Source organism: Rhizobium sp. PEPV16, assembly GCF_008919455.1.
Classification (GTDB): domain Bacteria; phylum Pseudomonadota; class Alphaproteobacteria; order Rhizobiales; family Rhizobiaceae; genus Rhizobium; species Rhizobium leguminosarum_Q.
The window spans coordinates 395382-421398 of the sequence record NZ_VSZV01000356.1 but is presented as its reverse complement, the minus strand read 5'-3'; the positions used below and the strand labels follow the sequence as shown (position 1 = coordinate 421398).

The 26017-nt window shown below is 61.1% G+C and carries 26 protein-coding genes and 1 riboswitch; of the genes, 9 read left to right on the top strand and 17 right to left on the bottom strand.

Going from position 1 to position 26017, the window contains the following annotated elements; genetic code table 11:
- Window positions 1–5: 5 nt before the first annotated feature.
- The 3 genes from rocF to FY112_RS36440 all read left to right on the top strand — a co-directional run bounded on the left by rocF (window position 6) and on the right by FY112_RS36440 (window position 2992).
- Complete coding sequence (rocF, locus tag FY112_RS36455; protein WP_151520490.1) at window positions 6–941, top strand: arginase; 936 nt, start codon at window positions 6–8, stop codon at window positions 939–941.
- 76 nt (window positions 942–1017) lie between these two features.
- On the top strand, window positions 1018–2217 hold the full coding sequence (rocD, locus tag FY112_RS36450; RefSeq protein ID WP_131644483.1) for an ornithine--oxo-acid transaminase: 1200 nt from the start codon (window positions 1018–1020) through the stop codon (window positions 2215–2217).
- A gap of 298 nt (window positions 2218–2515) precedes the next feature.
- Window positions 2516–2992, top strand: coding sequence for a chemotaxis protein CheW (locus tag FY112_RS36440; RefSeq protein ID WP_003543427.1), 477 nt, complete (start codon window positions 2516–2518; stop codon window positions 2990–2992).
- 150 nt (window positions 2993–3142) lie between these two features.
- Here FY112_RS36440 and FY112_RS36435 read toward each other — a convergent pair whose 3' ends face one another.
- From FY112_RS36435 to soxR, 10 genes are all read right to left on the bottom strand, one after another.
- Window positions 3143–4801 carry an OFA family MFS transporter gene (locus FY112_RS36435; protein WP_017962346.1) on the bottom strand — a complete coding sequence of 553 codons (1659 nt, stop codon included), beginning with the start codon at window positions 4799–4801 and terminating at the stop codon, window positions 3143–3145.
- 105 nt (window positions 4802–4906) lie between these two features.
- Complete coding sequence (locus tag FY112_RS36430) at window positions 4907–5152, bottom strand: formate dehydrogenase subunit delta (RefSeq protein WP_012759231.1); 246 nt, start codon at window positions 5150–5152, stop codon at window positions 4907–4909.
- Complete coding sequence (gene fdhD / locus FY112_RS36425; RefSeq protein WP_131720033.1) at window positions 5142–5966, bottom strand: formate dehydrogenase accessory sulfurtransferase FdhD; 825 nt, start codon at window positions 5964–5966, stop codon at window positions 5142–5144. Before fdhD ends, FY112_RS36430 begins: the two co-directional genes overlap by 11 nt.
- A 37-nt stretch (window positions 5967–6003) precedes the next feature.
- On the bottom strand, window positions 6004–8883 hold the full coding sequence (gene fdhF, locus FY112_RS36420; protein WP_017962348.1) for a formate dehydrogenase subunit alpha: 2880 nt from the start codon (window positions 8881–8883) through the stop codon (window positions 6004–6006).
- A 57-nt stretch (window positions 8884–8940) separates the two neighbouring features.
- A complete protein-coding gene (locus FY112_RS36415; RefSeq protein ID WP_151520489.1) occupies window positions 8941–10497 on the bottom strand; it encodes an NADH-quinone oxidoreductase subunit NuoF in 1557 nt (518 codons plus the stop codon).
- On the bottom strand, window positions 10494–10973 hold the full coding sequence (locus FY112_RS36410; protein ID WP_017962350.1) for a formate dehydrogenase subunit gamma: 480 nt from the start codon (window positions 10971–10973) through the stop codon (window positions 10494–10496). Before FY112_RS36410 ends, FY112_RS36415 begins: the two co-directional genes overlap by 4 nt.
- Window positions 10974–11107: 134 nt before the next feature.
- On the bottom strand, window positions 11108–12001 hold the full coding sequence (locus FY112_RS36405) for a LysR family transcriptional regulator (protein WP_003543441.1): 894 nt from the start codon (window positions 11999–12001) through the stop codon (window positions 11108–11110).
- A 184-nt stretch (window positions 12002–12185) separates the two neighbouring features.
- On the bottom strand, window positions 12186–12533 hold the full coding sequence (locus FY112_RS36400; RefSeq protein WP_151520509.1) for a metalloregulator ArsR/SmtB family transcription factor: 348 nt from the start codon (window positions 12531–12533) through the stop codon (window positions 12186–12188).
- Between the two features lie 103 nt (window positions 12534–12636).
- Complete coding sequence (locus tag FY112_RS36395; RefSeq protein ID WP_151520508.1) at window positions 12637–13407, bottom strand: SDR family oxidoreductase; 771 nt, start codon at window positions 13405–13407, stop codon at window positions 12637–12639.
- A gap of 121 nt (window positions 13408–13528) precedes the next feature.
- Entirely contained in the window at window positions 13529–13993 is a 465-nt protein-coding gene (gene soxR, locus FY112_RS36390; RefSeq protein ID WP_151520488.1) for a redox-sensitive transcriptional activator SoxR, read from the bottom strand.
- 310 nt (window positions 13994–14303) lie between these two features.
- Window positions 14304–14417: riboswitch (TPP riboswitch) on the top strand.
- Between soxR and FY112_RS36385 the strand changes: the two genes are divergently transcribed.
- From FY112_RS36385 to FY112_RS36360, 6 genes are all read left to right on the top strand, one after another.
- The gene (locus FY112_RS36385; protein ID WP_151520487.1) at window positions 14408–15040 is read left to right on the top strand and encodes a YkoF family thiamine/hydroxymethylpyrimidine-binding protein; all 633 of its coding nucleotides are present in this window, start codon (window positions 14408–14410) and stop codon (window positions 15038–15040) included. Its footprint overlaps the riboswitch before it by 10 nt.
- 89 nt (window positions 15041–15129) lie before the next feature.
- Entirely contained in the window at window positions 15130–15936 is an 807-nt protein-coding gene (locus FY112_RS36380; protein WP_131720001.1) for an ABC transporter permease, read from the top strand.
- Window positions 15933–16745: an ABC transporter ATP-binding protein gene (locus FY112_RS36375; RefSeq protein ID WP_131720000.1), complete on the top strand. Its 813-nt coding sequence runs from the start codon at window positions 15933–15935 to the stop codon at window positions 16743–16745. Before FY112_RS36380 ends, FY112_RS36375 begins: the two co-directional genes overlap by 4 nt.
- Before the next feature lie 67 nt (window positions 16746–16812).
- Entirely contained in the window at window positions 16813–17823 is a 1011-nt protein-coding gene (locus FY112_RS36370) for an ABC transporter substrate-binding protein (protein ID WP_131719999.1), read from the top strand.
- A gap of 121 nt (window positions 17824–17944) precedes the next feature.
- Window positions 17945–19165, top strand: coding sequence for an acyltransferase (locus FY112_RS36365; protein WP_151520486.1), 1221 nt, complete (start codon window positions 17945–17947; stop codon window positions 19163–19165).
- Window positions 19166–19332: 167 nt separating this feature from the next.
- Window positions 19333–20070 (top strand): sugar transferase, encoded by a 738-nt coding sequence (locus FY112_RS36360; RefSeq protein ID WP_151520485.1) that lies wholly within the window; start codon window positions 19333–19335, stop codon window positions 20068–20070.
- A gap of 111 nt (window positions 20071–20181) precedes the next feature.
- Here FY112_RS36360 and FY112_RS36355 read toward each other — a convergent pair whose 3' ends face one another.
- The 7 genes from FY112_RS36355 to FY112_RS36325 all read right to left on the bottom strand — a co-directional run bounded on the left by FY112_RS36355 (window position 20182) and on the right by FY112_RS36325 (window position 25941).
- On the bottom strand, window positions 20182–20589 hold the full coding sequence (locus tag FY112_RS36355) for a F0F1 ATP synthase subunit epsilon (protein ID WP_132611258.1): 408 nt from the start codon (window positions 20587–20589) through the stop codon (window positions 20182–20184).
- Window positions 20589–20828, bottom strand: a complete 240-nt coding sequence (locus tag FY112_RS36350) for a hypothetical protein (RefSeq protein WP_003543462.1) — start codon at window positions 20826–20828, stop codon at window positions 20589–20591. Before FY112_RS36350 ends, FY112_RS36355 begins: the two co-directional genes overlap by 1 nt.
- Entirely contained in the window at window positions 20828–22264 is a 1437-nt protein-coding gene (atpD, locus tag FY112_RS36345; RefSeq protein ID WP_017962360.1) for a F0F1 ATP synthase subunit beta, read from the bottom strand. Before atpD ends, FY112_RS36350 begins: the two co-directional genes overlap by 1 nt.
- A gap of 23 nt (window positions 22265–22287) precedes the next feature.
- Window positions 22288–23172, bottom strand: coding sequence for a F0F1 ATP synthase subunit gamma (locus FY112_RS36340; RefSeq protein WP_131644488.1), 885 nt, complete (start codon window positions 23170–23172; stop codon window positions 22288–22290).
- Window positions 23173–23200: 28 nt separating this feature from the next.
- Window positions 23201–24730: a F0F1 ATP synthase subunit alpha gene (atpA, locus tag FY112_RS36335; protein WP_131619955.1), complete on the bottom strand. Its 1530-nt coding sequence runs from the start codon at window positions 24728–24730 to the stop codon at window positions 23201–23203.
- The gene (locus tag FY112_RS36330; protein WP_181018331.1) at window positions 24730–25296 is read right to left on the bottom strand and encodes a F0F1 ATP synthase subunit delta; all 567 of its coding nucleotides are present in this window, start codon (window positions 25294–25296) and stop codon (window positions 24730–24732) included. Before FY112_RS36330 ends, atpA begins: the two co-directional genes overlap by 1 nt.
- Before the next feature lie 255 nt (window positions 25297–25551).
- Entirely contained in the window at window positions 25552–25941 is a 390-nt protein-coding gene (locus tag FY112_RS36325; protein WP_027666861.1) for a DUF4345 family protein, read from the bottom strand.
- Window positions 25942–26017 lie beyond the last annotated feature (76 nt).

Genomic DNA, 26017 nt, shown 5'->3' with positions numbered 1-26017 from the left:
CCAAAATGAATGCGCAATCGCGATCTGTCACCCTCATCGGCGCGCCGCTGGAAGAAGGCTCCGGCCGCAGAGGGGCTGCCATGGGCCCCGCGGCCCTGCGCATTGCCGGCGTCGACCAGACGCTGATCGAGCTTGGCCATGACGTCGCCGATATCGGCGATCTCAGGATCGTGCCGGCGATGGATCTGCCGAACCACCCGAAGGCCCATAATCTGAGGATCGTCGGCGCCTTCACCCGCGCGCTCGAAAGCAGCGTCCACGATGTGGCCGCCTCCGGCCGTTTCCCGCTCATTCTCGGCGGCGACCACAGCCTTTCCATGGGCAGCGTTTCCGGCATGGCCCGTTATGCCGCCAGCAAAGGCCGCCCGCTCTTCGTGCTCTGGCTCGATGCCCATGCCGATTTCAATTCTCCGGCGACGTCGCCCTCCGGCAATATTCACGGCATGCCCGTCGCCTTCTTCTGCGGCGAGGCGGAGTTCGCCGACATCCTGCCGAAGGACCGTCCGTTCGTCGATCCGAAGAATGTCTTCCAGGTCGGCATCCGTTCGGTCGATGCGCGCGAGCGCGAGGAAATCCACGAACACGGCGTCAACGTCTTCGACATGCGCGCGATCGACGAGCAGGGCATCGGCGCCATCATGCGTGAGATCCTCGATGTCGTCACCAGGGCGAACGGCCTGCTGCATGTCAGCCTCGACCTCGATTTCCTCGATCCCGAGATTGCCCCCGGCGTCGGCACGACGGTGCCTGGCGGTGCGACCTTTCGCGAGGCGCATCTGGTCATGGAAATGCTTTCGGACAGCGGCCTCGTTTCGTCGCTCGATCTCGTCGAGCTCAATCCGTTTCTCGACGATCGCGGCAAGAGCGCCCGCATCCTGGTGGAGCTGACGGCAAGCCTGTTTGGCCGCCGCATCTTCGATCGTCCGACACGCGCTGCATAAGAGCATGTCGAGCAAAAGTGTGCAGCGGTTTTGCGATAACGACATGCGTTGAAATAAGATTAGAGGGAGAACGGCCATGAACACTTCGGAAAAACTGATCGCCACGGAACAACGGCTCGGCGCCCATAACTACAAACCGCTCGACGTGGTGCTGACGCGTGGCGAAGGTGTTTATGTCTGGGATACCGACGGCAACCGTTATCTCGATTGCCTCTCGGCCTATTCCGCCGTCAACCAGGGCCATTGTCATCCGAAGATCCTCGCCGCCATGGTCGAGCAGGCGGGCAGGCTGACGCTCACCTCCCGCGCCTTCCGCAACGATCAGCTCGCCTATCTCTACGAAGAGCTCGCGGCTCTCACCGGATCGCACAAGATCCTGCCGATGAATTCCGGCGCCGAAGCGGTGGAGACCGCCATCAAGGCGGTGCGTAAATGGGGATACGAGGTCAAGGGCGTGCCGGAGGGCAAGGCGGAGATCATCGTCTGCGCCGATAATTTCCACGGCCGGACGCTGAGCATCATCAGTTTCTCCACAGATCCCGAGGCCCGCGCCGGCTTCGGCCCCTACACGTCAGGTTTCCGCACCATTCCCTTCGGCGATGCCGAGGCTTTCGCCGCCGCAATCAACGGCAATACCGTGGCCGCCCTGATTGAGCCGATCCAGGGGGAAGCCGGCGTCATCATCCCGCCGGCGGGCTACTTCACCCGCATCCGTGAGCTTTGCACGGCAAACAACGTCACCCTCATCCTCGACGAGATCCAGACCGGCCTCGGCCGTACCGGCAAGCTGCTGGCCGAGGAACACGAAGGCATCGAGGCCGACGTGACGCTGATCGGCAAAGCGCTGTCCGGCGGTTTCTATCCGGTGTCGGCCGTGCTTTCGAATTCCGAAGTGCTGGGCGTGCTGCAGCCCGGCCAGCACGGCTCGACCTTCGGCGGCAATCCACTCGCCTGCGCGGTGGCGCGCGCCGCACTCAAGGTGCTGACGGAAGAGGGCATGATCGAGAACGCCGCTGTTATGGGCGACTACTTCCTCGAAGGCTTGAGGTCGATCCGCTCGAATATCGTCAGGGACGTGCGCGGCCGCGGCCTGATGATGGCCATCGAGCTGGAACCCGAAGCCGGCGGCGCACGGCAATATTGCCATGCACTGAAGGAGCGCGGTCTTCTCGCCAAGGACACCCACGACCACACGATTCGCCTGGCTCCGCCACTGATCATATCAAGAGAGCAGGTCGATTGGGCGGTCTCGCAGATCGAAAAAACGATAAGCTGAGTAAATCGGCGAAACTCTTCTTTGGGATCCCGAATAAGCCTGGAATATCCTGACTGCGAAAATATCGGCTCGAAGAGATCGGCAGCAAAACTGTCTCGCCTTCATCCGAGCTTAAAAACCTTCTCAATCTCGTCTTTCAATTTAGATTTGGGCAACACTCTTTCGCTAAAGTCATCGATAACCGTAACGATGCTTCGCCGAGCGCAAAGCCATCGCGTGGTATGAAGGCAAAGCTTGTCCGCGCCAATGGTGGCGCATCCGCTTCTGCCCTGGCTTACGATAGTTGGGAAGAATTCTAATGGCCACGATCAATTCGACTAACTTCAGCGGCGATACGCTCGAAATTATTGCCTTCCGCCTGCATGATCAGGAATTCTGCGTCAAGACCACGACCATCCGCGAAATCCGCGGCTGGGCACCATCGACGCCGATCCCGCATGCGCCGGCCGATGTCATCGGTGTCATGAACCTGCGCGGCTCGGTGATCCCGATCATCGATCTTGCTTTCAAGCTCGGCATGAAGAGCACGGTCGCCAACGAGCGCAGCGCCATCGTCGTTGCCGAAGTCCACAGCATGGTCATCGGCATGCTCGTCGACCGCGTCTCGGATATTCTCACCATCTCCTCCAGCCAGGTCCAGCCGGTGCCCGAGGTGACCGCCTCCTTCGACCGCGCCTATTGCGAAGGCATCATTGCTTCGGAAAACGGCATGATCTGCTTCCTGAACCTTGCCAAGATGTTCAAGGAAAACGAAACGGACGAACTGGCCGCCTGATCCGGCCAATATAATCTGGACATTTGCACAATTCGGATATTCGAAAACCGCCCGGTAACGGGCGGCTTTTTATTGCGGAACAAGCAGCAGGCTGCAGGAAAACGGCAGCCTCACTGGATTGGTTGTGCCGCCGCGAGGCGGCACTTTTGCTTATCCGAACAGCGCGAAAGTCGCCCTCAGCGTCACCCAGACACCCCACAGCAACGGAATGCCGACGACGGCCCAGGCAAGCATCGCCTTGGCGTCCAGCCCGCCTGTGCCGATGCCGAAGGAACCGGTCGGCCCGGCATTGACAGCTGCCGACTTCGCCTGCAGCGCAGCGACCTCGTCATCCGACATGAACCATTTGTCCGAAAGCGGCTTGATCAGCGCATTGGCGATGAGCCCGAGCGCCAGCATTCCGGCGAGGATATACATGGTGCCGGTATAGAGGGTTGGCCCGGGCGCAACGCCGGCGGCGATCTGCGCTTCGCGGATATAGTTGACGACGACGGGGCCGACGATGCCGGCCGTTGCCCAGGCCGTCAGCAGCCGGCCGTGGATGGCGCCGACGAACTGCGTACCGAAAATATCGGCAAGATAGGCCGGGATCGTCGCAAAGCCGCCGCCGTACATCGACAGGATGATGCCGAAGGAGAGAACGAACAGCGCCTTGTTGCCCATGCCTGCGAAAGTGGGCGCCAGCGCATAGAGCACGATGCCAAGGACGAAGAAGCAATAATAGGTATTCTTACGGCCGATCTTGTCGGAGAGCGACGCCCAGAAGAACCGCCCGCCGATATTGAAGAGCGACAGCAAACCGGCGAAACCGGCGGCGATCGTGGCGATCGATGCCTTCTGCCCGGCGTCGAGCTGGGCGAAGCCGACATCCGGCAGGCCGATCAGCGAGCCGGCGAAGATCTCCTGCAGCATCGGCGAGGCCATGCCGAGAACGCCGATACCGGCCGAAACATTGAGGCAAAGCACCGCCCAGATCAGCCAGAACTGTTTTGTCCTGTGGGCATTGCGCAGGTGCACATGTTTGGTGGTGATCATCGTGCTCTTGGCTGCAGGCGGCGTCCAACCCTCGGGACGCCAGCCGCCCGGCGGAATGCGATAGCCGAAGGCGCCGCCCATCATGAAGACGAAATAGATCACCGCCATGACGATGAAGGTCTGCCAGACGCCGACTGAACTGTCGGTCTTGAAGGTATTCATCAACAGGTTGGCCAATGGGGCGCCGATCATCGCACCGCCGCCGAAGCCCATGATCGCCATGCCGGTCGCCATTCCGCGCCGGTCGGGAAACCATTTGATCAGCGTCGAGACCGGCGAGATGTAACCGAGGCCGAGACCGATGCCGCCGATGACGCCGGCGCCAAGCCACATCATCCAGAGCTGATGCGTGATGACGCCGATCGCAGCAAGAATGATGCCGCCGCACCAGCAGCAGGCGGAAACGACGCCCGCCTTGCGCGGACCGGCCCGCTCGAGCCAGCCGCCCCAGATGGCAGCCGACGAGCCAAGCAAAACGAAGAACAGCGTATAGATCCAGCCGAGGTCGGCAACGCGCCAGTCGCAAGTCGTGGTGAACAGCGCCGAGGCGAGTGTCAGGTCGGGGCAAGCCGTCGAGGCCGTGATCCCGAGCGACTTGGAAAGCGGTAGCCAGAAGACGCTGAAACCATAGGCCATGCCGATGCAGAGATGAATGGCGAGCGCTGCCGGCGGCACCAGCCACCGATTGAACCCCGGCCTTGCGACGATCCTTTCACGATCGAGCAGGCCGCCCCCCGCCAACGCCCCGTCTGTACGTGTTCCCGCTGCTGTCATGAACAACTCCTCCTTGATTCAGACCTGGCTTGATTCAGACTTATTGTGACCGGCATACGCAGGCAGCTTGCTCCTGCCTCCCCTCCCGCATGGGCCCAATGCTGGCTATGGGACCTGGTGTGTCACCGGCTCCGGTTTTCTGATCAGAGGAACGGCCTGAAGCACGAGTGCATCCAGGCCATTCTCCTCATTCTCCAGAATTTCGAACAATTGCCGCCGCATGCGCGGGTCCCAGAATTTATTGATATGGGTGGCGACCCCCTGCGCGGCCTCGCTTTGCGGCTGGCTCTTGAAGAAGGTGGCGATCTGGTTTGCCATATAGACGAGCTTGGTCTTGGTATCATGCGACATCGGCAATGCTTCCGGGCGAGATGCGGTGCGGGTGGGTGAAGATCTCGAAATCCTCGCCGCGCACCAGCGCGACGAGCGTCATGCCGGCTTCTTCGGCCGTGCGGATGGCGAGAGCCGTCGGCGCCGATATGGCGATGAGCACCGGGCTGCCGAGGATCGCCGCCTTCTGCACCATCTCGACGGAAAGCCTACTGGTGACGACGACGGCGCCGTCCCCGCCTCTTTCACTGGCGCCGATGACGGCGCCGCAGAGCTTGTCCAGCGCATTGTGCCGGCCGACATCTTCGCGCACGGCAATCAGCCCCCTGCCGGGAAGATAGAACCCGGCGCCATGCACCGCCCGCGTCTCACGATGCAGCGGCTGTGCCTCGTTCAGAAGCGAAACGGCGCGGACGATATCCGCATGCGACAGCGCCAACGGCGATGTCGAAACGTCAGGCACCGGCCGTACCGCCTGTTCGATCGATTCGATGCCGCAGAGCCCGCAGCCGACCGGTCCCGCCATGCTGCGGCGTCGTGCCCGCAGCCGATCGGCGACGTCGTCGACCAGGCTCACCTGCACATCGATCCCCTGCTCACCCTCGATGACCTCGATGTCCGATATCTCCGCCGGCCCGGTGATGATCCCTTCGGTCAGGCTGAATCCGACGGCAAAATCTTCGAAATCATCAGGCGTTGCCATCATCACCGCATGAGAACTGCCACCATAGGAAAAGGCGATTGGCACCTCTTCCGGCACGATGCGCGAACCGGCCTGCAGGATGCCGTTGCGGCGGGCGGTTTCGGGGACATGGGCGGTGACGGTGAAGGTCATCATGCGCGTTCCTGCTTACAGAGCCGCCCCCGCATCGTCACTCCGCTGCCTCGAGCTTGCCGGCGATGCGGCGCGATTGCCGCGCCTGCTCGTCATACTCGAGTTGCCATTCGCTCGGCCCGTTGGAGGGCGAGACCTGCACCGCCGTCACCTTGTATTCCGGGCAGTTCGTCGCCCAGTCGGAGAAATCGGTGGTGATGACATTCGCCTGCGTCGTGGGATGATGGAAGGTCGTATAGACGACACCCGGCGCGACGCGATCGGTGATCAGCGCCCTGAGCGTGGTGTCGCCGGAGCGGCTGCCGAGCTTCACCCAGTCGCCGTCGCGAACGCCGCGCTGCTCGGCATCGTGCGGATGGATTTCCAGCCGGTCCTCCGCATGCCAGACGACATTCTCGGTCCGCCGCGTCTGCGCCCCGACATTGTACTGACTGAGGATGCGGCCGGTTGTCAGCAGCAGCGGGAAGCGCGGACCGGTGCGCTCGTCAGTCGCCACATATTCGGTGCGGATGAACTTGCCCTTGCCGCGCACGAAGCCGTTGACATGCATGATCGGCGAGCCGAGCGGGTTCTTCTCGTTGCAGGGCCACTGCACCGAGCCCATTTTATCGAGATAGTCGTAGGAGACCATCGCGAAACTCGGCGTCGTCGCGGCGATCTCGTCCATGATTTCCGACGGATGGCTGTAATTCCAGTCGAGCGCCATCGCCTGGGCAAGCTTCTGCGTCACTTCCCAGTCGCCATAGCCGTTGCGCGGCGACATCACCTTGCGCACGCGATTGATGCGTCGTTCGGCATTGGTGAAGGTGCCGTCCTTCTCGAGGAAGGTCGAGCCCGGCAGGAAGACATGGGCGTAATTGGCGGTCTCGTTGAGGAACAGATCCTGCACGACGACGCATTCCATCGCCGCAAGCCCGGCCGCGACATGTTTGGTATCGGGATCGGACTGGAGGATGTCTTCACCCTGGATGTAGATGCCTTTGAAGGAGCCGTCGACTGCTGCATCCAGCATGTTCGGAATACGCAAGCCCGGCTCGTTGTTGAGCTTCACGCCCCAGAGCTTTTCGAAGATATCGCGCGTCGCATCGTCGGAAATGTGCCGGTAGCCCGGCAGTTCGTGCGGGAAGGAACCCATGTCGCAGGAGCCCTGCACATTGTTCTGGCCGCGCAGCGGATTCACGCCGACGCCGGGGCGGCCGATATTGCCGGTCGCCATCGCCAGGTTGGCGATGGCGATCACCGTGGTCGAGCCCTGGCTATGTTCGGTGACGCCGAGGCCATAATAGATCGCGCCGTTGCCGCCCTTGGCATAGAGCCGTGCCGCGCCGCGCAGATCCGCCGCCGGCACGCCGGTGAAGATCTCGGTCTCTTCGGGACTGTGCTGCGGTTCGGCGACGAAGGCGGCCCAGTCCTCGAACTCTGACCAGTCGCAGCGCTCGCGGATGAACGCCTCGTCAAAGAGGCCTTCGGTGACGATCACATGCGCCAGCGCCGTCATGACCGCGACATTGGTGCCGGGCTTCAGCGGCAGGTGATAGGAAGCCTCGATATGCGGCGAGCGGACGATATCGGTGCGGCGCGGATCGATGACGATGAGCTTGGCGCCCTGGCGCAGCCGCTTCTTCAGCCGCGAGCCGAACACCGGATGCCCGTCGGTCGGATTGGCGCCGATGACGATGACGACGTCGGAATGCTCGACGCTGTCGAAATCCTGCGTGCCCGCCGACGTGCCGAAGGTCTGGCCGAGGCCGTAGCCGGTCGGCGAATGGCAGACGCGGGCGCAGGTATCGACATTGTTGTTGCCGAAGCCGGCGCGGATCAGCTTCTGCACCAGATAGGTTTCCTCATTGGTGCAGCGCGACGAGGTGATGCCGCCAATCGCCTCGCGACCGTATTGATACTGGATGCGGCGGAACTCCAGCGCCACATGCGTGAAGGCTTCGTCCCAGCTCACTTCCCGCCAGGGATCGCTGACCTTTTCCCGGATCATCGGATTGAGGATGCGGTCCTTGTGGGTGGAGTAGCCATACGCGAAGCGGCCCTTGACGCAGGAATGGCCGCGATTGGCCTGGCCGTCCTTCCAGGGCACCATGCGCACCAGTTCCTCGCCGCGCATCTCCGCCTTGAAAGAACAGCCGACGCCGCAATAGGCGCAGGTGGTGACAGCCGAATGCTCGGGCTGGCCGATCTGGATCACCGACTTCTCCGTCAGTGTCGCCGTCGGGCAGGCCTGGACGCAGGCGCCGCAGGAGACGCATTCGGAATCGATGAAATGCTCGTGCATGCCGGGCGAAACGCGCGAGCCGAAACCACGGCCCTCGATCGTAAGCGCGAAGGTTCCCTGCACTTCCTCGCAGGCGCGCACGCAACGCGAACAGACGATGCACTTGGAGGGATCATAGGTGAAATAGGGATTGGACTCGTCCTTCGGCATCCATTTCAGATTGATGTCGCCATTACTGCGCGCCTTGACGTGATTGTCGCCCTCATAGCCGTAGCGCACATCGCGCAGGCCGACGGCGCCCGCCATGTCCTGCAATTCGCAATCGCCGTTGGCTGCGCAGGTGAGACAGTCGAGCGGATGGTCGGAAATATAGAGTTCCATCACGCCGCGGCGGATATCCTTCAATCGCCCCGTCTGCGTGTGCACCACCATGTTTGCCGCCACCGGTGTCGTGCAGGAGGACGGCGTGCCGTTGCGGCCCTCGATCTCGACGAGGCAGAGCCGGCAGGAGCCGAAAGCATCGACCATATCTGTGGCGCAGAGCTTCGGCACCTTGATACCGGCCTCCATCGAGGCGCGCATGATCGAGGTGCCCTCCGGCACGCTGATCTGCTGTCCGTCGATGGTGAGCGTCACTATGGCCTCGGATTTCGAAGCGGGGGTGCCGTAGTCGATTTCATGGATGAGAGACATGATGGGTCTCCTTGCTTGAGATGGTGAGATCAGCGCAGGCGTTCCATGAAAAACGCGTCATTCCGCCGCCTCCACCAGAGGTGCCGGCGAAAAATCCTCCGGGAAATGCGTCATGGCGCTCATCACAGGATAGGGCGTGAACCCACCCAGCGCACAGAGCGAGCCGAACTTCATCGTGTTGCAGAGATCGGCAAGCAGGGCCCGGTTCTTCTCCGGCTCGATACCGTGAGCGATCTTGTCGGCCGTCTCCACGCCGCGCGTCGAGCCGATGCGGCAGGGCGTGCACTTGCCGCAGCTTTCGACGGCGCAGAATTCCATGGCGAAACGCGCCTGCTTCAGCATATCGGCCGTGTCGTCGAAGACGACGATGCCGGCATGGCCGATCAGTCCGTCTTTGGCGGCGAAGGATTCGTAATCGAATGGCGTGTCGAACAGCGCCCGCGGGAAATAGGCGCCGAGCGGTCCGCCGACCTGCACGGCCTTGACCGGCCGTCCCGTCACTGTACCGCCACCGATCCTGTCGACGATATCTCCGAGCGAAAGACCGAAGGCCGTCTCAAAGAGGCCGCCATATCTGACATTGCCGGCAATCTGCAGCGGGATGGTGCCGCGTGAGCGGCCCATGCCGAAATCGCGGTAGAAGGCCGCACCCTTTTCCATGATGACCGGCACCGAAGCCAGCGAGATCACGTTGTTGATGACGGTCGGACAGTTAAACAGCCCCTTATGCGCCGGCAGCGGCGGCTTGGCACGCACGATGCCGCGCTTGCCCTCGAGACTGTTGAGCAGCGCCGTCTCCTCGCCGCAGACATAGGCGCCGGCGCCGGTGCGCACTTCGATATCGAAGGCGCGGCCAGAGCCGAGCACCGATGGTCCGAGAATGCCGGCCTGGCGCGCGATGCCGACGGCCTCGGTCATGACAGCGATCGCATGCGGATATTCCGAACGCGTATAGACGAAGCCCTTGGTCGCCCCGGTCGCGAGCCCTGATATCGCCATGCCCTCGATCAGCACGAAGGGATCGCCTTCCATGATCATCCGGTCGGCAAAGGTGCCGCTGTCGCCCTCATCGGCATTGCAGACGATATATTTGCGTTCGCCGGCGGCATCGAGAACGGTCTTCCACTTGATGCCTGTTGGAAAGCCGGCGCCGCCGCGTCCGCGCAGGCCGGAATCGGTGATTTCCTTGACGATATCGACTGGTGTCATCGAAATGGCGCGACGAAGGCCGGCAAGACCGCCATGCGCCTCGTAATCGCCAAGCGAAAGCGGATCGGTGACGCCGCAGCGGGCGAAGGTCAGGCGGGTCTGTTCCTTGAGGAACGGGAGGTCTTCAACCTCCCCGAGACAGAGCCGATGCTCGCCTCCATCAATCATCCCGGCGTCGAACAGATCAGGCACATCTGTCGCCTTCACCGGTCCATAGCCGATGCGCTTGCCGTGGACCTCGACCTCGACCAGCGGCTCCAGCCAGAACATTCCGCGCGAGCCGTTGCGCACGATCTCGGCATCGAAGCCGCGGGCGGCGATCTCCTGGGCAATCGCCTTTGCCACCTTTTCGGCCCCGAGCGCCAGCGCTGCGGCATCGCGCGGAACATATATCCTGACCGTCATCGGCGTGCCTCCGCGACGAGTTCCACCACCGTCTGATCGTCGACCCGGCCATAAACCTCGCGGTCGAGCATCGCCGCCGGCGCACAGGCGCAGAGCCCGAGACAATAGACCGGCTCCAGCGTCACGCCGCCATCGAGCGTCGTCTGATGAAAATCGATGCCGAGCAGCGCCTTGACACGTTCGGCCAGCGCATCGCCGCCCATCGACTGACAGGCCTCGGCGCGACAGAGCTTCAGCACATGCCGGCCGGCGGGATGGTCGCGATAATCGTGATAGAAGGTCACCACGCCATGCACCTCGGCGCGGGAGAGGTTCAATTCCTCCGCGATAACAGGCATCGCTTCCTGCGGCACATAGCCGAATTCTTGCTGAACCTCGTGCAGAATGGGAAGCAGCGGCCCTTCGAGAAAGCGAAGATCGGCGACGATGGCTCGGGTGCGTGCTGCAATATCGCCTTCGGCGATATGAATGGTCATAAGGCAGCCCTCCCAGCCGCTTGCTCGTTGCGAAATAGCGGGCCTCCCCAGCCGAGTGCTATTCCGTAACCACCATCTCAGGGAAGCAGCCGGCGATCAATAAAGCTATCTCGTTGCTTGATAGGTTTTTTCTATCAAAGTTCTTCATCTTGCACGAGCACTCTTGCTTCATGCAGCAAAGCCGAGACAAGCGGCGTGAAGGGCTCGCGATAAGGCGCAACAAGGCCGACCAGATGATGCGCCTCCGGCTCAACGATCGGGATCATGCGGATTTCCACCGGAAATCCGAAGGATTTGGCGACGTTGCGCGGCATGATGCTCGCCCAGCGTCCAGTCCTGACATGCGAGAACAGCACGATCATCGAGTTGGATTCGAGCGTCGGATGCGCTGTGGCGCCTGCTTCCGTCAAGTGGCGATTGATGATCCGGCGGTTCTGCATGTCGGCAGTCAATAGACAAAGCCGAAGGTCACCGATCTCCCGCCAGGTCACGTTGTCGCGATCGGATAGCGGGCTGCCGGCAGCCGTGATCAGATTATAGCGCTCGGCATAGAGGGGAACGGTCGTGACGCGGCCGAGCGGCTCGTTTTCGAGATAGGTGATGCCGGCATCGATTTCGAGGTTTTCGAGCATGCTCAGCACCTGCAACGAATTTCGCGAGACGATCGAGAAAGTCACGCCGGGATGCCGCTCCTGAAAGGGCGTGGTGATGCGCGACAGCATGGCAAGCGCGGTCGGAATGGCGGCGAGGCGGATGTGGCCGGAAAGGCCGCGGCGCGCAGCGCGCATCTCCTCGCGCATGGTGCGGGCATCGCCGACGATGCGCCGGGCCCATTCGAGCACCCGCTGCCCCTCCGGCGTCAGTCCCTGGAACCGCGAACCGCGCTGCACCAGCATGACGCCGAGCTGATCCTCGAGCTGCCGGATGGCCGCCGAAAGCGTCGGCTGCGAGATCCCGCACTCCTCCGCGGCGCGGCCAAAATGTTTTTCGTTGGCAAGGGCGATGAAGAATTCCAGCTTGTCGATCATCCGGTCTCCCGATCCGGCATGATATCATCCGGGTCAGTTCATCTTTGACGCAGCAGCCGTGCGCCGCAAGGGCGATCTCTAGATCAGGATGATTTTAGGCCCGATCGGCCTAAAATCTGAATCCTGATCTAAATCAAAGAAATAGAGCATGATGTCGTCCGAAAACCGCGCACACTTTTCGGCATCATGCTCTAACTGTTTCTGCAGCCGGTAAAAGATCGAACAGCGATTCGAGGAAGGCAAGCACGCTGACATTGCCGATGCTGTAATAGACCAGCCTGCCCTGGCGGCGCGTATGGACCAGCCCTTCTAGCCTTAACCGCGCCAGCTGCTGCGAGACCATTGCCTGCTGGATGCCGAGGATATTTTCGATCTCACCCACCGTCCGCTCCTCGTTCGCCAATATGCAGAGGATCAGAAGTCGGGTCTGGTGCGCTAACGCTTTCAGCAGATCGCTCGCTTCATGGGCTTTTCCAGCGAGTTTGTGCAATTCCTGGCCGGACATCCCCGGCTCGGGTTTGGGCAACGGCATTCGGTATCTCGGAAGGGAGGCAATGGGGTAGATCAGCACAATAGCATATTCGCACAAGCGAATTGGTCAAAAGTGATGAAATGTCAAAAAAGGTCCAAACAAATCAGCAGATAAGCTGACCTCCATTGATCTCAATCACCTGTCCGGTGATGTAGCCCGAGAGCGAGGGAGCCGCCAGGAATAGGTAGGCCGGAGCACAATCCTCCGCCGTGCCGAGCCGCTGCAGGGGGATGGATTTTCTCGTCTGCTCCAGCTTTTCGCGGGAGGAATAGCGCTCATGGAAATCCGTCTCGATCGTTCCCGGCGATACGCAATTGACGCGGATTCCGTCCGGTGCAAGCTCACGGGCAAGCGCCTTGGAATAGGTCGCAACGAAGGCTTTCGAAGCCGAATAGATAGAGGAACCGGGGCTGCCGCCGGTCAGCGCCGAAATCGAAACGGTGTTGACGATGGCAGCACCACCAGCCGCCTTCAATGCCGGCAGCAGCGCCCGCGTCAGCGCCACCACCGATGTCTGGTTGAGCCGCACGACCGCCTCATATTCTACATCGGTGAGCGTGGCAGCGGGAAAACGACCAAGCATGGTGCCGGCATTGTTGACCAGCACATCGACCTTATCGAAGAAGGCGAGAACATCCTCGGCAAATTGCGCGGCGCCACCGACTGCGGAGAAATCGGCATTAAGCAGCAGCGCCCGTCTTTCGGCTTCAGCCGTCAGCAGGAAATCCGGCAGGTCGCGTCCCGGCTTGCGCCCGGTATGGACGATCACCTTCGCGCCGCAGTCCAGGAACTGCCGGGCCACTTCAAGGCCGATGCCGCGGCCGGCACCGGTCACCACGACATTACGATTTTCGAACAGTCTGGGATGGAACACGAAGCCGTCCTCCTTGCGGACAGTGCCGCCGGTTGCGTCAATCGCCCTTAACATATGAGCGCGCCGACCGAAAGAAAGGCGCGCATCGATCTTTCCGGAAAGACGTAGCCCTTCGGGAAGACTAGCTTTCGGTCTCCAGAAGCCGCGCGCCCGGCCCTTCCTTGCCGAGCCGGTCGCAGGGATTGCGCAACGGACAGCTTTCGATCGACAGGCAGCCACAGCCGATGCAGCCGGTCAGACGGTCGCGCAGCAGGCTAAGCCGCCTGATTCGCGCGTCGAGATCATCCTTCCACAGCGCCGACAGCGTCTGCCAGTCGGCCACGGTCGGCGTGCGTCCCTGCGGCAGGGACTCGAACGCCGCCTGGATTTCCGAAAGTGGAATGCCGACACGCTGCGCCACCTTGATGATGCCGAGCCGGCGAAGCACATCGCGCCCATAGCGCCGCTGATTGCCGCGAGAGCGGATGCTCGAGATCAGCCCCTTGGTCTCGTAAAAATGCAGCGCCGAGACGGCCAGGCCGCTGCGCTCCGCCACTTCGCCGACCGTCAGGAGCTTGCCGAGCGGCGCTGCCGGAATTGTATCCATGCCTCTTGACCTCAAGATTAGTTGAGGTTTTATAACCCTTGCTCCTGCAATCGTAAAGTCCGCTAAGGATGCTCTATCACTTTGAATCTGCGCATATCCTTTTCCGAAAATCGATTCCGATTTTCGGGGTTATGCACTAGCCGCCTGAGGGAGGAAGCTCCGGTTCCGTTCCCGGCAGGTACGGAACCATTGGGAACACCCGGGCAGATCCTCCGCCCGGGTGTTTTCCGTCACATCCGGTTCATTCCGACCGCACGGACGGGTTCGCAATTTTGCTGTTGCGGGGAGAAAACCCCGGTGATAGTTTCCGCGCAAATAACAGGGGAGCTCCGTATTGCCGGGGCTGAGATGTGAGGCGCAAGCCTCTGGACCCTTCAAAGCTGATCTGGGTAATGCCAGCGGAGCGAGGTTCAGATGTTCTCAGGCGCACAAGTGTCACTCTATCCGATGTCCGACAATTTCGTCGGCATCATTCTCGATGCCGTCAAGGCGCTGGATCCCTATCGCGACCGGCTGCGTATCGAGACCGATGACATCTCCACACTGCTGGTCGGCCCGCCTGACATTCTCTTCGCCGCCATGCACGATCTTTTCGTCGCCGCCGCAAAGACCGGCGAGCATTGCGTGCTGTCCGCTGCCGTTTCACGCGGCTGCCCCGGCGAGCCCGACGACGCCATCTGCGGCGTCAACCCCTCCCTCGGCCAGGCGGAGCCGCTTGCCGAGCGTATAACAGCCGCACTTGCCGCCGTTGACATCACCGCCGAAACCGGACAGCCGACCGCTGCGCAATTCTCGCTCTACGTCATGGGAACCGGCACCCATATGGACGAGATCTGTGGCTGCATCGACTTCCTGAAGCGCTCCGGCACCTTCGACCGTGCCAAGAATTTCTGCACCAGGCTCTCTGGCGACGCCGGCGCCGTCTTCGCCACCATTCGTGAGGCCTTCCTTCGCTTCGGCGACCCCGAGGGACATGTGACCCTCGACATCACGGTGTCCGCCAATACAGCGCCGCGCGTCTTTTCAGACGCGCGAAGGACGCTGTAGCACTTTAAATTGCTGCATAATTTATCCTTAAATCGATTCCGATTTAAGGAATTATGCAGTGCCCGACGAAAGCTTGAAATCGAACGCTGATGATACCGTCAAAACCATCGGAATCGCGCCTTGCCGCGCTCCGCGCCGCTCTCTACCGGGGCATACCCGCCTTGCTTGCCGGCTGCGCCTTTTTGGCGGCATGGGAACTCTATGTCGATCTCTCCGGCATCAAACCATCCATCCTGCCGGCGCCTTCGCGCATCGTCATGCAGGGCTGGCTGAACCGCGAGGGACTGATTGCCAATACCTGGCCCACGCTCGGCGCGACACTCGGAGGTTTCGCCCTGTCGCTGGCCTTCGCCTTTGCCGCCTCGATCCTCATGGATTTCGTGCCCTTCATGCGCCGGGCATTGCTGCCGATCTTCATCGCCAGCCAGACCCTGCCGCTGGTGGCGATCGCGCCCCTCGTCGTCCTTTGGTTCGGCTTCGGCCTGTTGCCGAAGATCCTGCTGGTGGCGCTCGTCACCTTCTTCCCGCTGCTCGTCGCCTTGCTGCAGGGCTATGAATCGACCGACCGCGACATCGCCGAATTGCTGAATTCGATGAAGGCGAGCCGTTGGCGCATTTTTTGTCTGGCACGGCTTCCCTCCTCGCTGCCTTATTTCTTCGCGGGCCTGCGGATCTCGATCACCTATGCCGTCGTCGGCGCGATCTTTGCCGAATATGCCGGTGCCGCCCGCGGCCTCGGCATCTATATTCTCAACGCCAAGAACAATTTCCGTCCCGATCTCGTGCTCGCCGCCGTCGTCGTCAGCGCCGTGCTGACACTCTGCCTCTTCGGAGCGACGCTGATGATCCAGCGCCTCGTCATGCCCTGGCAGCCATCCGGGGAGCAGCGCCGATGAGCGATGCAATGGTTGAACTGCGCAACATCTCGAAGTCCTTCGACGGCATGAAGGTGCTGGACGATATTTCACTCGCTGTCGCAAGCGGCGAGTTCGTTTCGATCGTCGGCCCATCCGGCTCCGGAAAATCGACGGTGCTGAGGTTGCTGACCCAGGCGCTTCGGCCCGATTCCGGCACCATGCTTTTCAAGGGCGCGCCGCTGGAACAGGCGCCGCATTCCTTCGCCTTCATGCCGCAACGCGATGCACTGATGCCCTGGCGCCGGATCATCGACAATGCCGCACTCGGCCTGGAGGTGCGCGGTATGAGTCGCCGCGCGGCCCGTGCCGCCGTAGCGCCTCTGTTCGAGCGCTTCGGCCTTGCAGGCTTCGAGCACCACTATCCCTCCGAACTGTCAGGCGGCATGCGCCAGCGCGCCGCGCTGCTGCGCACCGTCGTCCAGACCCAGGACATGCTGCTGCTCGACGAGCCTTTCGGCGCGCTGGACGCGCTGACGCGCACGCAGATCCAGGAATGGCTGCAGGGCATGTGGACCGAACACCGTTGGACGGCGCTGTTGATCACCCATGATGTTCGCGAGGCCGTGTTCCTCTCCGACCGGATCTACGTGCTCTCGGCTCGTCCGGCGCGTATCATCCGCGAATTCCGCGTTCCCCTGCCCCGTCCGAGAAGCATTGCCGATCTCGGCTCGCCGGCGGCCCAGGCGATCGAAACCGAAATCCTGCAAACCCTGCTTCATCCGCTAGAACAGGATGATTTTAGGCCGGTCGGCCTAAAATCTGAATCCTGTTCTAATTTAAAGAGTTAGAGCATGATGTCGTCCGAAAACGCTCACACTTTTCGGCATCATGCTCTAGAGACCTGAGGAGGTAACCATGCTGCTTCTCACCCGTCGCCAGACGATCTTCGCCGCCATCGCCGCAAGCCTCGCCGGCCGCCCCGCCTTCGCCCAATCGGCGCCCGCAAAGGTTCGCATCGCGCTCGACTGGACGCCCAACACCAACCATATCGGCATCTATGTCGCCAAGGCGAAGGGCTTCTATGCCGATGCCGGGCTCGATGTCGAGATTCTTCCCTTTGCCGACACCAGCGCCGGAACGCTGGTGTCAAACGGCGTTGCCGATTTCGGCATCAGCAGCGAGATCGAGACCCTCACGCAACGCGCTGGCGGCGGTGACGTGAAGATGGTCTACGGCGTCGTCCAGACGGAAACCGCACGCCTGATCTTCAAGGGCGGACGCGACGACATCAAGAGCCCCAAAGACCTCGACGGCAAGACCTATGGCGGCTTTGGCGGCACCTGGGAGAGCGCGCTGATCTCCGCGATGATCCGCAATGATGGCGGCAAAGGCGACGTCAAGACCGTCACCCTTGGCACCTCCGCTTACGAGGCGCTGGACAATGGCTCGATCGATTTCACGCTGGAGATCTACACCTGGGAAGGCATCGCCGCCGAACTGGAAAACCGGAAGATCGGCCGCTTCCACTATTCCGATTATGGCATCCCCGACGAGCAGACGACGGTCATCGTCTCCAGCGACGCCTATCTCTCCGCAAGTCGAGAACACGCCCGCGCCTTCATCCAGGCGACACGAAAGGGTTATGCCTACTCCGTCGACCATCCCGACGAAGCCTGCGACCTGCTGATCTCTGGAAGCAACGGCGCACTGATGAATACGGAACTGGTAAAGGCTTCTCAGAAGGCATTGATCGAGGGGCACTTCCTGAAATCCGAGGCCGGTCTGATCGGTAAGCTCGACCCGGCAAAGGCCGAGGCCCTCGGCAGCTTCCTGATGGAGAATGGCATTCTGGTCGATGCGAATGGCGCTGCACTCAAGGAGAAGCCGGACTTTTCCACCTATTATACCAACGAACTTCTCGACTGAGCCCAACGCCTGCCTTGCCCGTCGCGGCTTTCCGCTGCAAAGTCCCAGACCCGAAGCATGATGTCGTCCGAAAACCGCTCACACTTTTCGGCACCATGCTCTGGGTAGGGCGGGGGACAAGATGCGACAACAGGAGAGACTGGCCGGAGCGGACTTTCTGCGCGCGACGGCCTGTCTGCTGGTGCTCGCCCACCACTTCGCGCTGCGGCTGGATATGCGCAGAATCCCCGACGAACTCGGACCGACCGCAAACATCCTCCGCTTCGGCAATTTCGGCGTCGCCGTCTTCTTCGTGCTCAGCGGCTTTCTGCTCGCCCATCCCTTCTGGCGCGCGCTCGACGCGGGCAGCGACATGCCCAACCTGCGGCATTACACGATCCGCAGGGCGGCGCGCATCGCTCCGGGCTTCTGGTTCGCCGCCACCGTCGGCTTCGCGCTCAGCCTGACGCTGCTTGCCTTGCCGCTGACGCCTGAGCTTGTGCTACGCTACGTCTCCGGGCTGCTGTTCATGAGCCAGTGGCATTGGCGCACCTTTTTTCCTGTCGAAGCCGACGGGCCGCTCTGGTCCATTCCCTTCGAGGTCACCAGTTATGTGCTCCTGCCGGTCTGCTTTCTCCTGCTGTTTCGTTTGCCATTCCTGAGGCAGCGCCCGTTGCTTGCCCGCTTCGCCTGGCTTTGCGTCATCACGGGCGTACTCCTCGCCCATGTGCTCATCCTGACCCTCTTTCCGCTCAACGACATCGAACGCGGCTGGCAGTACGGTCTGCAGGGCGGGGCGAAGGAGTGGATGCCGAGATATAATCCGATCGGCTTCTTCGCCGTCTTCGCGCTCGGCGCGCTTGCCGCTGGCGTCGAGGTCATGCTGCCAAGAAGGCGTTCCTCCTGGTTCGATGCCGCAGCGCTCCTCGGCCTCGCCATTGCCGCCTACCGCCTCGTCATATCACCCGGCGGCTCGGCCGAAGCTTACGGCTGGCTCGAAATCCCCTACGGTTTTCCGGTCTTTCCGCTGGCGGTCGCAACGGCGCTCGTTTCGCTCAGTCATTCGCAACACCTGGGCAGGCTGCTCGACAATGCTCCGGTCCGGTATATCGCGAAGATCTCCTTTGGCATCTATATCTGGCAGGAGGTCATCTTGTTATTGATCCAGAGGCTCGATCGAGGCTCGTTCGGCTTTTCCTCTGAAAATGTCGTCACCGGCTGGCTGCAATCTTGCGGACTGGCGGCAGCGCTCATCCTTCTCATCGCAAGCCTCAGCTACTACCTGTTGGAAAGACCAGCGATCCATTTCGGAAACCGGCTGACATCGCGTCAATCCAATCGGGCTACTCCTTTCAAAGTATAAGTTTCGCATAAGCGCAACTACACGCATTAAGGTTAACGCCGAATACTCCCATTTTTGGCGTCTTTAGGGTTATCAAATTCTTATTTATACCGATGACAAACGATACGTGACCATGTATTTGTCTCCTTGTTGTTCAGTATCGCATCTAAGCTTGTGGACCTTGCGTAATGAATGCTTTTACTTCGAAGACGAATCCACGCTTCGATCCGTCTCAGCGTCAGGACAAAATCAAGACCCTGGTTATAGCGAACTCCAACATTCGCCAGCCGGATAGCTTTTCCATTATCGAAAGAAAGATGGCTGTGCGGCTCGGCGTGAAGCGGTTGATCGACATCGTCGCCTCAGTCAGCGCTCTCATCGTGCTGGCGCCGCTTTTTCTGGCAATCGCTCTTTTCATCAAACTCGACGATGGTGGTCCGGTGTTTTTCCGCCAGATCCGCTGGGGGCTGAACGGCCGGAAGATCACAGTCTTCAAGTTCCGGTCGATGCGCGCGGAAGCTTGCGATCCCAGCGGCATTCAACAAACCGTCAAGGGCGACAGCCGGGTGACCGGCATCGGCGCGCTGCTCCGCAAGACCAATATCGACGAGCTGCCGCAGCTTTTCAACGTCCTCAGGGGTGAGATGTCGTTGGTCGGCCCGCGCTGCCACGCCATCAATATGCGGGCGGCCGGCCGGCTCTACGAGGAACTGGTGCCGGACTACCACCACCGCCACATCATGCGCCCCGGCATCACCGGCCTTGCGCAGACGCGCGGCTGGCGCGGCCCGACGGCGCGGCCGCTGGCAGCGCGCGCTCGCATCGCCTGCGATATCTATTACGTCAGGAATTTCAGCCTGCTGCTCGACCTGAAGATCCTGTTCAAGACGGTCGTCATCGAGCTGCGCGGCGGCACCGGCTTCTGAGACGATCCGGCAACGCGGCAATATCGGCCGCTTCTTCATTTCAGGCCAGAGAAACAGACACAAGAAAGGCGGCTGTCGCAGCCGCCTTTCATCCGTCGCAGTCGGTTGCGATCAGTCTTGTTGAACGACGCCGCGCAAGTGCGTCAGTTCCATGATGAAATGCTCGAGCTTCGACTTGTGCTCGTGCAGCTCGGCATGTTCGAGTTCCTGGCGGGCAGCCTCGATGCGGCGGGTCAGCTCGTCCTTGTGGAGCTCCTCGACCGGAACCGCGGATTCGGCAAGCAATGTGCAGCCGGTCGGCAAGATATCGGCAAAACCGCCGAACACCACGTAGTCCTGCTTCTTACCCGAGGCCGAACGCACGCTCACGACACCCGGCTTGATCGTCGTCATCGTCGGCGCATGGTTTGCCATGACCGTCATCTCGCCTTCAGTCGCGGGGATGACGACCTCGGTCACCATCTCCGACAGCAGCAGACGCTCCGGCGAAACGAGCTCAAAGTTGAAATTGTCAGCCATCAGTGACTTACCTTCTCGGCTATGGCTTTCGCATCTTGCAATTTAGTCCCGCAGAACGGGCAGTGCATTATCGCCTGATCGAGATAACCGAGGCCTTCCTCGCTCTGGACCAGACCCACCACCATCATCAGCACGCCATTATCGGCGCGGTAGACGGTCGGCGCCGCTGGTTCCGGAAGATCCGCCACGACCCCTTTCAAGGAGTCGCAGCAGAATATCTCGTCTAGCGCATCGCTCATTAAGCAGCTGCGAGCTTCTTGGCCTTTTCGACCGCTTCTTCCATCGAGCCGACCATGTAGAAGGCAGCTTCCGGCAGATGATCGTATTCGCCGTTGACGAGGCCCTTGAAGCCCTTGATCGTGTCTTCGAGAGCAACCAGCTTGCCGGGCGAGCCGGTGAAGACTTCGGCGACGAAGAACGGCTGCGACAGGAAACGCTCGATCTTGCGGGCGCGGGCGACGGCAATCTTGTCCTCTTCGGACAATTCGTCCATGCCAAGGATCGCGATGATGTCCTGCAGGGCCTTGTAGCGCTGCAGAGTCGACTGGACCTTACGGGCGACGTCGTAATGCTCTTCGCCGACGACCATCGGGTCGAGCATGCGCGACGTCGAGTCGAGCGGATCAACCGCCGGGTAGATGCCCTTTTCGGCGATCGAGCGCGACAGAACCGTCGTTGCATCAAGGTGAGCAAACGAGGTTGCCGGTGCCGGGTCGGTCAAGTCGTCGGCCGGAACGTAAATGGCCTGAACCGAGGTGATCGAGCCTGTTGTCGTCGTGGTGATGCGCTCCTGCATCTGGCCCATGTCGGTTGCGAGCGTCGGCTGATAACCAACGGCCGACGGGATGCGGCCGAGCAGAGCCGACACTTCGGAACCTGCCTGCGTGAAGCGGAAGATGTTGTCGACGAAGAACAGAACGTCCTGACCCTGGTCGCGGAAGTGTTCGGCAACCGTCAGGCCGGTCAGGGCGACGCGGGCGCGGGCGCCCGGCGGTTCGTTCATCTGACCGTAAACAAGTGCCGCCTTCGAGCCTTCGCCGCCGCCATGCTTGTTGACGTTCGATTCGATCATTTCGTGGTAGAGGTCGTTGCCTTCGCGGGTGCGTTCACCGACGCCTGCGAAAACCGAGTAACCACCGTGCGCCTTGGCGACGTTGTTGATCAGTTCCATGATCAGAACGGTCTTGCCGACGCCGGCGCCGCCGAAGAGGCCGATCTTGCCGCCGCGTGCATAGGGAGCCAGAAGATCGACGACCTTGATGCCGGTGACGAGGATCTGCGATTCCGTCGACTGCTCGACATAGGACGGCGCATCCTGGTGGATGGCGCGCTTGTGAGCGGTGACCAGCGGACCGGCTTCGTCGACCGGCTCGCCGATGACGTTCATGATACGACCGAGCGTTTCGTTGCCGACCGGAACCATGATCGGAGCGCCGGTATCGGCGACTTCCTGGCCGCGCACGAGACCTTCGCTCGAGTCCATCGCGATGGTACGGACGACGTTTTCGCCAAGGTGCTGCGCAACTTCGAGAACCAGGCGGTTGCCGTGGTTGGTGGTTTCCAGCGCGTTCAGGATCTTCGGCAGTTCGCCTTCGAACGCAACGTCGACGACGGCGCCGATAACCTGGGTGACTCTGCCGACAGAGCCGATCTTGGGGGTAGCTGCCTCAGCCATTTTCTGACCCTCTTTTCCTAGCCTCAGAGCGCTTCCGCGCCCGAAATGATTTCAATGAGTTCCTTGGTGATCTGCGCCTGACGCTGGCGGTTGTAGCTCAGCGTCAGCTTGTTGATCATCTCACCGGCATTACGCGTCGCATTGTCCATAGCGCTCATCTTGGCGCCCATCTCGCCTGCGACGTTCTCAAGGAGCGCGCGGAAGATCTGGACGGAGATGTTGCGCGGAATCAGATCTTCGAGGATCGATGCCGGATCCGGCTCGTATTCGTAGACGGCGCCTGCATGTGCGGTATCTTCGGTCTGCACAGCTCCCGTCGAAGCCGGGATGAGCTGCTGCGCCGTCGGGATCTGGCTGATCACCGACTTGAACTCGGAATAGAACAGCGTGCAGACGTCGAACTCGCCGGCAGCATACATCTCGATGATGCGCTTGCCGATCTGATCCGCATTCTCGAAGCCGACGCGCTTGACGTCGCGCAATTCCTTACGCTCGATGATGAGCGAGGCGAATTCGCGGCGAAGGATGTCGTGACCCTTCTTGCCGACGGTGAAGATCTTCACCGTCTTGCCTTCGGCAAGCAGCTTGCGGACATGTTCGCGTGCAAAGCGTGCGATCTGCGAATTGAAACCGCCGCAAAGACCACGTTCGGCCGAGCAGACCACCAGCAGATGGACCTTGTCCTGGCCGGTGCCGCTCATCAGCGTCGGCGCGCCGTCGGCATCGGTGACGGCCTTGGCGATGTTCGCCAGAACCGCACCCATGCGCTCCGAATAAGGCCGGGCGGCCTCGGCCGCCTCCTGCGCACGCCGAAGCTTCGCCGCGGCGACCATTTTCATCGCCTTGGTGATCTTCTGCGTCGCCTTGACGGAGGCGATCCGGTTTTTCAGATCCTTAAGTGAAGGCATCCGTGATCCGTCCTAACTTAGGGCCTGATTACGAGAAAGACTTTGCGAAGCTATCGAGAGCAGCGGTGAGCTTGCCCCTGGTATCGTCGCTGATTGCCTTTTCCGTGCGGATCGCGTCGAGGATGGCGGAGCCTTCCGAACGCAGATATGAGAGGAAGCCCTGCTCGAACTTGCCGACCGAAGCGACCGGCAGCTTGTCGAGATAGCCGTTGACGCCAGCAAAGATCACGGCGACCTGCTCTTCCGTCTTCAGCGGCGAGAACTGCGGCTGCTTCAGGAGTTCAGTCAGGCGTGCACCACGGTTCAGCAAGCGCTGCGTCGCAGCGTCGAGGTCCGAACCGAACTGGGCGAAGGCGGCCATTTCGCGATACTGCGCGAGTTCGCCCTTGATCGAGCCGGCAACCTGCTTCATCGCCTTGATCTGCGCCGACGAACCGACGCGGGAAACCGACAGACCGACGTTCACGGCCGGGCGAATACCCTGATAGAACAGGTCGGTTTCAAGGAAGATCTGGCCGTCGGTGATCGAGATGACGTTGGTCGGAATGAAGGCCGACACGTCGTTGCCCTGCGTTTCGATGACCGGCAGAGCGGTCAGCGAACCGGCGCCCATGTCGTCGTTCATCTTCGCAGCGCGCTCGAGCAGGCGCGAGTGGAGGTAGAAAACGTCGCCCGGATAGGCTTCGCGGCCCGGCGGGCGGCGCAGCAGCAGCGACATCTGGCGGTAGGACACGGCCTGCTTGGACAGGTCGTCGTAACCGATCAGCGCATGCATGCCATTGTCACGGAAATATTCGCCCATGGCGCAGCCGGCAAACGGTGCCAGGTACTGCATCGGCGCCGGATCGGAAGCGGTGGCGGCAACGATGATCGAATATTTCAGCGCGCCGCGCTCTTCGAGCACCTTGACGAACTGGGCGACGGTCGAACGCTTCTGGCCGATGGCGACGTAGACGCAGTAAAGCTTTTCGCCTTCCGGACCGTTGTCGTGAATGGCCTTCTGGTTGAGGAAGGCGTCGAGAAGGATCGCGGTCTTGCCGGTCTGGCGGTCACCGATAACCAGCTCGCGCTGGCCGCGGCCGACCGGGATCAGCGCGTCGATGGCCTTGAGGCCGGTCGACATCGGCTCATGAACCGACTTGCGCGGAATGATGCCAGGAGCCTTGACGTCGACGCGCGAACGGCGCGTCGCGTTGATCGGGCCCTTGCCGTCGATCGGATTGCCGAGCGCGTCGACGACGCGGCCGAGCAGTTCCGGACCGACCGGAACGTCAACGATGGCGCCGGTCCGCTTGACGATGTCGCCTTCCTTGATGTCGCGGTCGGAGCCGAAGATGACGACGCCGACATTGTCGGATTCGAGGTTCAGCGCCATACCGCGGATGCCGCCCGGGAACTCGACCATCTCACCGGCCTGGACATTGTCCAGACCATAGACACGAGCGATACCGTCACCGACGGAGAGAACCTGGCCGACTTCCGAGACTTCTGCCTCTTTGCCGAAATTTTTAATCTGGTCTTTGAGAATTGCGGAAATTTCCGCGGCGCGGATATCCATCAGCCAACCTCTTTCAATGCGAGCTTAAGGGTAGAGAGTTTGGTACGAAGAGACGTATCAATCTGACGGGACCCGACCTTCACGATCAGACCACCAAGAATTGACGGATCAACCGTGACGGCAATCGTCACGTCTTTGCCGGTAACGCCCTTGAGTGCCACCTTCAATTCGGTTTCCTGCGCTTGCGAAAGCGCATGTGCCGAGGTGACCTCGGCGGAGATTTCACCGCGATGGTTCGCGGCGATGATGCGGAAGGCCTTGATCATGCCCGGCAGGGCGAACAGGCGGCGGTTGCGCGCCACGACCTTCAGGAAATTGGCGAAGAAACCGCTGATGCCGGCCTTCTCGCTGATGGCGACGATCGCCTTCAGCTGGTCTTCAGCGGAAAAAACCGGGCTTGCGACGAAACGCTTCAGATCGGCGCTCTCATCCAGCATCGCCTGGAAATGGTCAAGATCGGCGGTGACGCTGTCGACGACGCCCTGCTCGAGCGCCAGTTCGAAAAGCGACGAGGCATAGCGTTCTGCAACACCAGAAGTAAGCTGGGACGTGTCTGCCACTGGCACAAATTTCCCTGATTTCAACCCAAAATCCGGCTCTCGGCGGGCGCCGAACCTATGATCTTGAATTCGTTTTGATTTCCCCCAGAAATCACAAGAGAAGCCTCTTGCTTCTTCCGAAATTCGGGGTCCGTCTAACATAGGATGTTCGGACTCGCAACACGCGTAATGCCCGAATACGCCTTTCACATGAATTTCTGTCTGCAAAATCGCGCAATGGCCTGAAAGCAGGCCGAAGAAGCCGTCTGCCGGCAGCGAGAGTCACGTCTGGGTGAAGCCGAAAACGTAGAGCAGCGGTAGCGCGGCCAAAGCGATCTGCACAACCAGGAGTAAATAGTTGACGAGATTACTCCCTTTATCGGACAGGATCGAGATGACGCGGGCAAAGGCAGCCATCGCGAAGGAGGCGCCGAGCGCCATATAGATCCAATCCTGGGCGAGCATGATCGCCGACAGCCCGAAGCCGAGATAGAAACCGCCCATCGAGCGCCCCTCGCCGAAGCCTTCCGGCCGCCCCTCCTGCGCCTGCAGACCGAGAAGACGGAAAGTTTGGCCCGGCGCAAACATCATGATGAAGCCGGCGAGCGCCGTGAAAGCGGCGGAGCAAAAGGCAAGCTGCTCGCCAAGCTCCGTCGGAAAGTAAAACTCCATGCGTCAGCCCCAAATCACCCGGATGAATCAGTGTTTTATGGCATGCGCCGAAAACGGAGGGAATGGCGGCACCATT

Bases quoted from the DNA above. Each gene is read 5' to 3' on its own strand.
- soxR (WP_151520488.1), bottom strand. From the start codon at position 13,993: ATGGATACAATTCCGGCAGCGCCGCTCGGCAAGCTCCTGACGGTCGGC.
- FY112_RS36365 (WP_151520486.1), top strand. From the start codon at position 17,945: ATGCGACAACAGGAGAGACTGGCCGGAGCGGACTTTCTGCGCGCGACG.
- FY112_RS36430 (WP_012759231.1), bottom strand. From the start codon at position 5,152: ATGTCGCATGATACCAAGACCAAGCTCGTCTATATGGCAAACCAGATC.
- rocD (WP_131644483.1), top strand. From the start codon at position 1,018: ATGAACACTTCGGAAAAACTGATCGCCACGGAACAACGGCTCGGCGCC.
- FY112_RS36360 (WP_151520485.1), top strand. From the start codon at position 19,333: ATGAATGCTTTTACTTCGAAGACGAATCCACGCTTCGATCCGTCTCAG.
- fdhD (WP_131720033.1), bottom strand. From the start codon at position 5,966: ATGACCTTCACCGTCACCGCCCATGTCCCCGAAACCGCCCGCCGCAAC.
- fdhF (WP_017962348.1), bottom strand. From the start codon at position 8,883: ATGTCTCTCATCCATGAAATCGACTACGGCACCCCCGCTTCGAAATCC.
- FY112_RS36415 (WP_151520489.1), bottom strand. From the start codon at position 10,497: ATGACGGTCAGGATATATGTTCCGCGCGATGCCGCAGCGCTGGCGCTC.
- atpD (WP_017962360.1), bottom strand. From the start codon at position 22,264: ATGGCTGAGGCAGCTACCCCCAAGATCGGCTCTGTCGGCAGAGTCACC.
- FY112_RS36340 (WP_131644488.1), bottom strand. From the start codon at position 23,172: ATGCCTTCACTTAAGGATCTGAAAAACCGGATCGCCTCCGTCAAGGCG.
- FY112_RS36325 (WP_027666861.1), bottom strand. From the start codon at position 25,941: ATGGAGTTTTACTTTCCGACGGAGCTTGGCGAGCAGCTTGCCTTTTGC.
- FY112_RS36370 (WP_131719999.1), top strand. From the start codon at position 16,813: ATGCTGCTTCTCACCCGTCGCCAGACGATCTTCGCCGCCATCGCCGCA.
- rocF (WP_151520490.1), top strand. From the start codon at position 6: ATGAATGCGCAATCGCGATCTGTCACCCTCATCGGCGCGCCGCTGGAA.
- FY112_RS36385 (WP_151520487.1), top strand. From the start codon at position 14,408: ATGTTCTCAGGCGCACAAGTGTCACTCTATCCGATGTCCGACAATTTC.
- FY112_RS36435 (WP_017962346.1), bottom strand. From the start codon at position 4,801: ATGACAGCAGCGGGAACACGTACAGACGGGGCGTTGGCGGGGGGCGGC.
- FY112_RS36410 (WP_017962350.1), bottom strand. From the start codon at position 10,973: ATGACCATTCATATCGCCGAAGGCGATATTGCAGCACGCACCCGAGCC.
- FY112_RS36375 (WP_131720000.1), top strand. From the start codon at position 15,933: ATGAGCGATGCAATGGTTGAACTGCGCAACATCTCGAAGTCCTTCGAC.
- FY112_RS36380 (WP_131720001.1), top strand. From the start codon at position 15,130: ATGATACCGTCAAAACCATCGGAATCGCGCCTTGCCGCGCTCCGCGCC.
- atpA (WP_131619955.1), bottom strand. From the start codon at position 24,730: ATGGATATCCGCGCCGCGGAAATTTCCGCAATTCTCAAAGACCAGATT.
- FY112_RS36355 (WP_132611258.1), bottom strand. From the start codon at position 20,589: ATGGCTGACAATTTCAACTTTGAGCTCGTTTCGCCGGAGCGTCTGCTG.
- FY112_RS36400 (WP_151520509.1), bottom strand. From the start codon at position 12,533: ATGCCGTTGCCCAAACCCGAGCCGGGGATGTCCGGCCAGGAATTGCAC.
- FY112_RS36350 (WP_003543462.1), bottom strand. From the start codon at position 20,828: ATGAGCGATGCGCTAGACGAGATATTCTGCTGCGACTCCTTGAAAGGG.
- FY112_RS36440 (WP_003543427.1), top strand. From the start codon at position 2,516: ATGGCCACGATCAATTCGACTAACTTCAGCGGCGATACGCTCGAAATT.
- FY112_RS36405 (WP_003543441.1), bottom strand. From the start codon at position 12,001: ATGATCGACAAGCTGGAATTCTTCATCGCCCTTGCCAACGAAAAACAT.